The organism is Jiella pacifica (genome assembly GCF_010500815.1).
In the GTDB taxonomy this organism is placed as follows: domain Bacteria; phylum Pseudomonadota; class Alphaproteobacteria; order Rhizobiales; family Rhizobiaceae; genus Jiella; species Jiella pacifica.
Genome location: NZ_JAAAMG010000015.1, coordinates 133,195 through 142,446 on the forward strand (window position 1 = coordinate 133,195; position 9,252 = coordinate 142,446).

General features: G+C 67.1%; 7 protein-coding genes. 5 read left to right on the forward strand and 2 right to left on the reverse strand.

Annotated elements, in window-relative coordinates:
- The first annotated feature begins 378 nt into the window (after nucleotides 1–378).
- From rimP to infB, 4 genes are all read left to right on the forward strand, one after another.
- Nucleotides 379–990, forward strand: coding sequence for a ribosome maturation factor RimP (gene rimP, locus GTK09_RS17790; RefSeq protein WP_163464806.1), 612 nt, complete (start codon nucleotides 379–381; stop codon nucleotides 988–990).
- Nucleotides 991–1,149: 159 nt separating this feature from the next.
- Complete coding sequence (gene nusA / locus GTK09_RS17795) at nucleotides 1,150–2,763, forward strand: transcription termination factor NusA (protein WP_163464807.1); 1,614 nt, start codon at nucleotides 1,150–1,152, stop codon at nucleotides 2,761–2,763.
- A 95-nt stretch (nucleotides 2,764–2,858) separates the two neighbouring features.
- Nucleotides 2,859–3,497: an RNA-binding protein gene (locus GTK09_RS17800; RefSeq protein WP_163464829.1), complete on the forward strand. Its 639-nt coding sequence runs from the start codon at nucleotides 2,859–2,861 to the stop codon at nucleotides 3,495–3,497.
- 91 nt (nucleotides 3,498–3,588) lie between these two features.
- A complete protein-coding gene (gene infB, locus GTK09_RS17805) occupies nucleotides 3,589–6,828 on the forward strand; it encodes a translation initiation factor IF-2 (RefSeq protein ID WP_163464808.1) in 3,240 nt (1,079 codons plus the stop codon).
- 265 nt (nucleotides 6,829–7,093) lie between these two features.
- Here infB and GTK09_RS17810 read toward each other — a convergent pair whose 3' ends face one another.
- Nucleotides 7,094–7,918, reverse strand: a complete 825-nt coding sequence (locus tag GTK09_RS17810) for a helix-turn-helix domain-containing protein (RefSeq protein WP_163464809.1) — start codon at nucleotides 7,916–7,918, stop codon at nucleotides 7,094–7,096.
- Between the two features lie 220 nt (nucleotides 7,919–8,138).
- Between GTK09_RS17810 and GTK09_RS17815 the strand changes: the two genes are divergently transcribed.
- Nucleotides 8,139–8,471: a putative quinol monooxygenase gene (locus tag GTK09_RS17815; protein ID WP_163464810.1), complete on the forward strand. Its 333-nt coding sequence runs from the start codon at nucleotides 8,139–8,141 to the stop codon at nucleotides 8,469–8,471.
- Between the two features lie 21 nt (nucleotides 8,472–8,492).
- Here GTK09_RS17815 and GTK09_RS17820 read toward each other — a convergent pair whose 3' ends face one another.
- On the reverse strand, nucleotides 8,493–8,840 hold the full coding sequence (locus tag GTK09_RS17820; RefSeq protein WP_163464811.1) for a hypothetical protein: 348 nt from the start codon (nucleotides 8,838–8,840) through the stop codon (nucleotides 8,493–8,495).
- Nucleotides 8,841–9,252 lie beyond the last annotated feature (412 nt).

Below are 9,252 nucleotides of genomic sequence, written 5' to 3' on the forward strand. Positions count from 1 at the left end.
ACCGGGATAACCCGTGTGTCGCGGACATCGACCAATCCGGCTCTTGAAGCGGCGGCCGAAGCGGGGTATATGAGGCGCATATTCTCTGCGGTGATGTCGTGAGAGTGGGTCCGACCGGTCCCGCTCTTTTTTGTTACCAAACGTCGGGACGGCCGATACGACCCGAGTGAAACGGCGCCGCTGCGGAGATTGGGAGATCGAAATCGTGCCGGCAGCCATCGGCGGCAGGCGCCGCGATCCCCGGACCATCCGCGCCGGCCCGGCCGGCGGCGGTTCCCCGGGTGTTCGAGCGGCGCGGCCTCGAGGCACCGACGCGCTGGGACCGATCGGCAAAGACGATTCGGGGCCGATCGGCAAAGGAGCATCAGTCTGAGCGACATGCGCATCGTCCGCGAACAGGGCCTCGAAGCCAAGATCGCCGACGTCGTCGAGGCGACGATCGAGGACGCCGGCTATCGCCTCGTGCGTGTCCGCATCTCCGGCCTCAACGGCATGACCCTGCAGATCATGGCGGAGCGTTCGGACGGGACGATGACCGTCGAGGATTGCGAAAAGGTGTCGCGGGCGATCTCGCCGGTGCTCGACGCCGTCGATCCGCTCGACCGGGAGTATCACCTCGAGGTCTCCTCGCCGGGCATCGACCGGCCCTTGGTCCGCAAGAGCGATTTCGAGACCTGGGCCGGCTATCTGATGAAGCTGGAAACCAGCCGGCTCGTCGGCGACCGCAAGCGCTTTCGCGGCAAGATCGTCGAGGTTTCGGAGACGGCCATCCGGGTCGAGCGTGACCAGCCCGCGTATGGCGAGCCGAGTGCCCTGGAAGTTCCCTTCGACGCCATCGGCGACGCGCGTCTGGTGCTGACCGACGAACTCGTGGAGGCCTCGCTGAAGGCCGACAAGGCGGCGCGCAAGCGCCGCGGCGAGCCGGAGGAGCCGGGCGAGGACGAAACGGAGGGATCCGGCCCCGGGGGCCTGCCCGGCGGCGTGCATTGAAGACGCGGTGCCGGACGATCCGACGCCGCGCCGCGCGGACGACAGGCGGCCGCGAACAGTAAAATTGCCCGGGTGATCTGCGGGCGAGAAACGAACGCTTCAGGGCGAACGCGCGGGAACGAGCCCGGCCGCGATCGTCCGATCAGGAGACTTGAAAAAATGGCAGTCAGTGCGAACAGGCTCGAGCTTCTGCAGATCGCGGACGCGGTGGCGCGGGAAAAATCGATCGACCGCGACATCGTCATCGGCGCCATGGCCGACGCCATCCAGAAGGCCGCCCGCTCCCGCTACGGCCAGGAGACCAACATCCGCGTCGACATCAACACCAAGACCGGCGAGATGAAGCTGCAGCGCCTGCTCGAGGTGGTGGACGACGTCGAGAACCCGAACACCCAGATCTATCTGGAACTCGCCCGCGACAAGAACCCCGATGCCGAGCCCGGCGACTTCATCGCCGAGCAGCTGCCGCCGATGGATTTCGGCCGCATCGCCGCCCAGTCGGCCAAGCAGGTGATCGTCCAGAAGGTGCGTGACGCCGAGCGCGACCGCCAGTACGACGAATTCCGCGACCGGGTGGGCGAGATCGTCAACGGCACGGTCAAGCGCGTCGAATACGGCAACGTCATCGTCGATCTCGGCCGCGGCGAGGGGATCATCCGCCGCGACGAACAGATCCCGCGGGAGATGTTCCGCTACGGCGACCGGGTCCGCGCTTATGTCTACGACGTGCGCCGCGAGCAGCGTGGGCCGCAGATCTTCCTGTCGCGCACCCATCCGCAGTTCATGGCCAAGCTCTTCACCATGGAAGTGCCGGAGATCTACGACGGCATCATCACCATCAAGGCGGTGGCGCGAGATCCGGGCTCGCGGGCCAAGATCGCGGTGGTTTCGTCGGATTCCTCTGTCGACCCGGTCGGCGCCTGCGTCGGCATGCGCGGCTCGCGCGTCCAGGCCGTGGTCGGCGAGCTCCAGGGCGAGAAGATCGACATCATCCCCTGGTCGCCGGATGCCGCCGCCTTCCTCGTCAATGCGCTGCAGCCGGCGGAAGTCGCCAAGGTGGTGCTCGACGAGGATGCCGAGAGGATTGAAGTCGTCGTCCCCGATGACCAACTTTCTCTTGCGATCGGACGCCGCGGCCAGAATGTGCGCCTCGCCTCGCAGCTCACCGGCTGGGACATCGACATCCTGACCGAGGAAGAGGAATCCTCGCGCCGCCAGAAGGAATTCCAGGAGCGGTCGGAGACCTTCATGGAGGCGCTGGACGTCGACGAGATGGTCGGCCAGCTGCTGGCCTCGGAAGGTTTCGCCACCGTCGAGGAAGTGGCCTATGTCGATGCCGACGAGGTCGCCGCGATCGAGGGCTTCGACGAGGACACCGCAAACGAGATCCAGACCCGGGCCCGCGAGTATCTGGAACGGCGCGAGGCGGAATTCGACGCCAAGCGCAAGGAACTCGGCGTTGCCGACGAGTTGAAGGAGATCGACGGGCTGACGACGGAGATGCTCGTCGCGCTCGGCCAGGACGACGTCAAGTCGCTCGAGGACTTCGCCGGTTGCGCCGTCGACGACCTGACCGGCTGGAGCGAGCGCAAGGACGGCGAGACGAAGCGCTATCCCGGCACGCTGAGCCCCTTCGAGGTCTCGCGCGCCGATGCCGAGCAGATGATCCTGTCGGCGCGGCTGAAGGCCGGCTGGATCACCGAGGCGGACCTCCGGGGTCCTGACGTCGAAGAGGAAGAGGGCGAGGAAGCGGTCGAAGACCACGCGGCTTGAACGGCGAGCGGATAGGTTCTGCGGTGGCGGGGCGCGATGACGAGGCGGGACGGGGCGAGGCCCCGGACGAGAGCGATTTCGCGGGAGAGGATCTTCTGAACCCGCGCACCTGCATCGTCACCCGGCAAAGCCTCGATCCGGCCGAGCTCATCCGGTTCGTGCGCGATCCCGAGAACCGGGTCGTGCCGGATCTGAAGCGGCGGCTCCCCGGGCGTGGCGCCCATGTCTCGATCAGCCGCGAGGCGGTCGAGACGGCGGTCAAGCGGCGGCTGTTCGCCAGGGCGTTTCGCGTTGCGGTGGAAACGCCGGCCGACCTGGGCGCGATGGTCGATCGGCTCCTGGCGAGCCAGGCGATGGGCTCTCTCGGCCTTGCCCGCAAGGCCGGTCAGCTGGTCGCCGGCGCGGCCAAGGTGGAAGGCGCCGTCCGCACGGGACGGGCCGTCGGCCTCCTCCAGTCTCTGGAGGCGGCCGAAGACGGAATGAGAAAGATCGAGGCCGTTCGGCGCGCCAGACAGCGCGAGACCGGCCACCCGGTCGCAAGGTTTCGCCTCTTTGGCACCGACGAAATCAGCTTGGCGTTGGGCGGGGGGAATGTGATACATGCAGCCATCCTTGCCGGTGATGCAGGCTCGGCTGCTCTGAAGCGCTTGGAAGCGCTGGCCAGATATCGGGGTGAGTTCCCCGACGAGGCGATCGACGGCGCCGTCCGCGGCGACTCGTCGCCGGAACATTGAGACTGCAACCGATTGGAAGCGCCTGGTAAAGCGCGCTTCCGGGCAAGACGAAGGGCGCGGGACCGATCCCGCGCAGGAAGTGGAAGCGTAGATGAGCGATACCAAGTCCGGCGACGACAAGACGCTCCATGTGAGCTCGAAGAAGACCCTGACCCTGAAGCGCGGCGGCGTCGAGCAGTCGACGGTGCGCCAGAATTTCAGTCACGGGCGCACCAAGAATGTCGTGGTCGAGACCAAGAAGCGGCGGATTCACAAGCCGGAAGAGACGGCGGCTCCCAAGCCGAACGTCGCTGCCGGCCTGAAGCCGCGCGCCAGCGAGCCTGCGCCGGCCCAGCCGACGCCGCCGCAGGAGCGTGCGCCCACCGGCACCGTCGCGCCGAAGATCGCCCCGGCGCCGCAGCCGCTGAACAGCGGCGGTCGCCCGAAGCAGATCGAATTCCCGCCGAAGCCGGCTCCAGCCGCGGCACCCGAAGCCGTCGAGACCCCGGCGGCTGCCGCGCCGGAAGCACCCGCCGCCGAGGCGCCCGCGGCCGCGAGCGCTCCGGCCGAGGCGCCGGCCGCAGCCGAGGCTCCCGCCCCGAAGGCGCCCCCGCAGGAAACCGTTGCCGAGGCCAAGCCGGCTGAGGCCGCTCCGGCAGAGCCGGCGCCGGTCGAAGCGCGTGCGGAATCAGCTCCGGCTCCGGCAGCGGCTCCCGAAGCACCGCGTGCGGCGACGACGGCACCCGCCGCGTCGGCGACCAGCGCGCCGCAGCGCACCGGCGCAACGGCTCCGCGCCCCGGCCAGGCCTCTCCCTCGCAGGCGCCCGCGCAGCGGGGCCGCGACGGCGCAGGCCGGGATGGCAATCGTGGCCCGCGTCCGGACAATCGTGGCGACAACCGCGACAATCGGGGCGGCCAGAACCGTTCCGGTGGTCGCGACGATCGCCGCGGCGCTCCGCAGGCGGCGCCCTCCGGGCAAAGGCAGCCGCGCGGCGCCGTGCTTTCCGATCTCTCGTCGCGGGAGATGGACGCGCGCCGCAGGGCGCTCGAACTCGCCAAGCAGCGCGAGGCCGAGGCGCGCCGCGTCTTCCAGGAGGACGAAGCCCGCCGCATCGCCGACGACGAACGTCGCCGGGCCGAGCGCGAGGAATCCGAGCGCCGCCAGGCCGAGGAACAGGCCCGTCTCGAGGCCGAAGCCGAAACCAAGCGCAAGGCCGAAGCCGACGCCGCGACGCGGCGCAACAACAAGCCCGCGCCGACGGCCAAGGAAGCCGCGCCCTTGTCTCCGGCCGACGCCGAGGCGGCAGCGGCTCGTGCCGAACGCGGCGAAGGAAGACGCCGCCCGATCGGCGACGAGGAGGAGGGCGCGCGCCGCGGCGCCGCCAGCCCGCGTCGCAGCCCGCGTGGCGGGGCACCGGCCGAAGCACCGAAGCCGGCCCGGCCGACGCGCGACGAAGGCCGCCGCAGCGGCAAGCTGACCCTCGACAAGGCCCTGACGGCCGAAGAGGGCGGCCGTGGTCGATCGCTGTCGTCGATTCGTCGCCGCCAGGAGAAATTCAAACGCTCGCAGCAGAACACGCCGCGAGAGAAGATCATACGCGAAGTGATACTGCCAGAGACGATCACCATCCAGGAACTCGCCAACCGCATGTCGGAGCGTTCCGTCGACGTCATCAAGTTCCTCATGAAAGAGGGGCAGATGATGAAGCCGGGCGACATCATCGAGGCCGATCTCGCCGAGATCATCGCGTCCGAATTCGGGCATACGGTGAACCGCGTTGCCGAGTCCGACGTCGAAACCGGCATCTTCGGGGTCGAGGACAATCCCGAGAAGCTGGTGTCGCGGCCGCCGGTCGTCACCATCATGGGCCATGTCGACCACGGCAAGACCTCGCTTCTCGACGCGATCCGCAAGACCAAGGTGGTTTCCGGCGAGGCCGGCGGCATCACCCAGCACATCGGCGCCTATCAGGTCGAGCAGAACGGTCACAAGATCTCGTTCATCGACACGCCCGGTCACGCGGCCTTCACGGCGATGCGTGCCCGCGGGGCCCAGGCGACCGACATCGCGGTGCTGGTGGTGGCGGCGGACGATAGCGTCATGCCGCAGACGATCGAGTCGATCCGGCACGCCAAGGCGGCCGGCGTGCCGATCGTCGTGGCGATCAACAAGATCGACAAGCCGAGCGCCGACCCCGCCAAGGTTCGCAGCGGACTGCTGCAGCACGAGGTGTTCGTCGAATCCATGGGCGGCGAGGTACTCGACGTCGAGGTCTCTGCGGTCAAGGGCACCGGTCTCGACAAGCTTCTGGAGGCGATCCTCCTGCAGGCCGAACTCCTCGACCTGAAGGCCGATCCGACGCGCACCGCCGAAGGCGTCGTCATCGAGGCGCAGCTCGACAAGGGCCGCGGCCCGGTCGCGACGGTCCTCGTCCAGACCGGCACGTTGAAGGTCGGCGACATCGTCGTTACCGGCGATGAATGGGGCCGGGTGCGCGCGCTGATCAACGACAAGGGCGAGCAACTCAAGGAAGCTCCGCCGTCGCTGCCGGTCGAGATCCTCGGCATGCAGGGGACGCCTCTGGCCGGCGATCGCTTCGCGGTGGTCGAGAACGAGTCCAAGGCCCGCGAGATCTCCGAGTATCGGCAGCGGCTCGCCCGCGAGAAGCAGGTGGCCAAGTCGGCCGGCCAGCGCGGCTCGCTCGAGCAGATGATGTCGCAGTTGCAGGATACCGGCCTCAAGGACTTCCCGCTGGTCATCAAGGGCGACGTGCAAGGCTCGATCGAGGCGATCATCGGCTCGCTCGACAAGATCTCGACCGACGAGGTGCGCGCTCTCATCGTCCATTCGGGCGCCGGCGCGATCACCGAGTCCGACATCTCGCTGGCCGCCGCCTCGAACGCGGCGATCATCGGCTTCAACGTCCGCGCCAACAAGCAGGCGCGCGAGGCGGCCGAGCGCGAGGGCATCGAGATCCGCTACTACAACATCATCTACGATCTCGTGGATGACGTGAAGGACGCGATGTCGGGCCTGCTTTCGCCGGAGCGGCGCGAGACCTTCCTCGGCAATGCCGAGATCCGCGAGGTGTTCAACATCACCAAGGTCGGCAAGGTCGCGGGCTGTCTCGTCACCGAGGGCGAAGTCGAGCGTGGCGCGGGCGTTCGCCTGATCCGCGACGGCGTCGTCATCCACGAGGGCACGCTGAAGACGCTCAAGCGCTTCAAGGACGAAGTGCAGAAGGTCATCAGCGGCCAGGAATGCGGCATGGCCTTCGAGCGCTACGAGGACATCCGCCAGGGCGACGTCATCGAGTGCTTCCGTGTCGAGCACGTGGCGCGCACCCTCTAAGCTCGATCGATCGAGCGATTGGACGCAACGGGAGGACGGCAACACTGCCGCCCTCCCGTTTTCGCATGTGCGGCCGGGTTTTTCCCACCAACGGCCGGGTTTTCGGCCGGGCGGCTCGTCACCGGGAGGAGGATCGTGCGCAACGCGGCGGTCGCTGCGCGGTGGCGGCATTGCGGCGGGGGGCGATCAGGTGAAGCTGCGTCGCCGTGTTGTTTCCGCATCTTCGGCCAGCGGTGACGCCGGCGCTCCGTCGCCCTTCGGCAAGTCAGCCGCGAAACCCTGCTGTGGAGGGGGGAGGGAGCCGCGCCAATGCGGAACGGGTGTCCTCGTCGGCCGGGTAGAAGCATTCGAGCGTCAGCTCTGCGAGCGTCACGTCCGTCGCGGTGCCGAAGACGGTGGTGGTGGAAAGCAGCGAGAGCGTTTCACCGCCTGCCGGGGAGCGGAGCACCAAGGGAACGGCAATCGGGAGCTCCGCTAACTGCCTTGCAGCTGGCGGAGCAGGTGGCGCCGGGAGTGCCTGCAATTCGTCGCAAAGCCTGAAGAGTGCTGGATCTCCGGACGCCGCCGCGTCGCGGCGAAGACGGTCCGTGAGATGCCGTCGCCATGCGCCGTAATTGAGGATCGAGGGCGCGAGCCCGTCCGGTTCCAGGGTAAGGCGCAAGACGTTGACCGGCGGCGTCAGCAGCCGCGCCGATACGCCGCGAAGCAGCGACATGATCGACCGGTTGGCGGCGACCAGCGTCCAATGCCGGTCGACCGCAACCGCCGGAAACGGCTCGTGCGCGGTCAGAACGGCTTCCACGGCCTGGCGTGCCATCCGCATGTCCGGCGCATCGAAGGAACGTTCGGGAAACTGGGGCGCCAGGCCGCCGGCCAGGAGCAGGCGGTTGCGTCCGCGAAGCGGCATGTCCAGCGCCCCGGCGAGCCGCAGGAGAACGTCGCGGCTCGGCGACGACCGCCCGCTTTCGACGAAGCTGAGATGTCGAGTGGAAATCTGCGCTTCGGCGGCAAGGTCGATCTGGCTGAACCGGCGATACCGGCGCCATTCGCGCAGAACGTCTCCCACGGTTTCGCTCGCCAGGCCGATCATGTCGCCCATCCTACACGGCAGCCGCCGCCAGACCATGACCTTCCAGGTAATCGCGTCTCGGTGCTCGCTGCGCCATCATCGCCGCGCAACCACTGGAGAGTGCCATGGGGCCGAGCCATACCCAGCCGAAGACATCGTCTCGATCCATCTTGCGGCGGCTTCATCGCTCGCGGTTCAGCGTGAGCACGCTGCCGGTCATGTCCGATTTCGGAGCGCGGCGATGAGCGTAGCCTATGTCATCGAATTCTGGGTACGGGCGCCGGAGCGCGAGCGTTTTCTGAATTTACTGGGCGGCGTGATCGCGGCGATGCAGAGCGAACCCACCCATCTCGGCCACACATTCCATGTCGATCCGGCCGATCCCCTGCACTTTCTTCTTCACGAAGTTTGGCAGGACCATGGGGAGGTTGTCGCCGTCCAGCTCGGCCGTCCGTACCGTCAGGAGTGGCACGCGGCGCTGCCGGAACTTGTGGCGAAAGATCGCCTCGTCACGGTCTGGGAGCCGATGGGGAACACAGTCGCCGGAATAGCTGGCATGGCGGCAAGCCCGTGAGACATCGCCTCGGCGGTTGCATCAGCCCCGCGCGGTGCGGGCGAGCGTCACGCCGCGGCGCTTGGTCAGCGCGGTGTCGTGGTCATCGAAGATGCCGTGTTCGGTTGCCTGCTGGTAGAGCATGTCGCCTTTGGTGCCGGCGAGGATCCGCAGTTCCTTCAATTCGCAGAGAAGCGTGATGCGGAAGGCGAGATCGCGCAGATGCACACGATTGTAGCAGAAGAAGGCGAGCCTTGCCCGCTCCATCGCGGGGATGGCGCGGATCAGATCGTTGCGTAGGTCCCCCTCGCAACGCAGCAGCCTGGCCAGGAGATCGAGAGAGACCGGACAGGTGGCCTCGTTCGGAATAAGGTCGCGGTTGGCAGCCATGTCATCCTCTCTTTCCGGCGCTCGAACCTTTTTGCCCATTCGACACTGTTCGTCCGATTTCAACAGCCTAACGGCGCTGGCTTGCCCTGACCTTGATCACCGCTTCGTGACGGACTGTATTTTTCAAGAGGAAATTTCGCATCGCACTAACCGCGGAATGCAAAGTCGTCGTGAAGTTTTGCCTTGCGAATGATAAATCTGCAACAGAAATCGCGAGGCAACTGCGACTGCGCGATATTGATGCAGATCAATTTTCAATGTCGCGGTATTGGGACCCAGTATTAAGGCTCTTGCGCAGGTTGTGTGGTCACATGGCTCGGCGACTCTTTCTAACACCGCAGATGATGCGGTGGAGAGAGCATGCTTCAGATTTCTATGGTGCCCGGCTGCCTTTGCGGCCAGATCCGGCGGG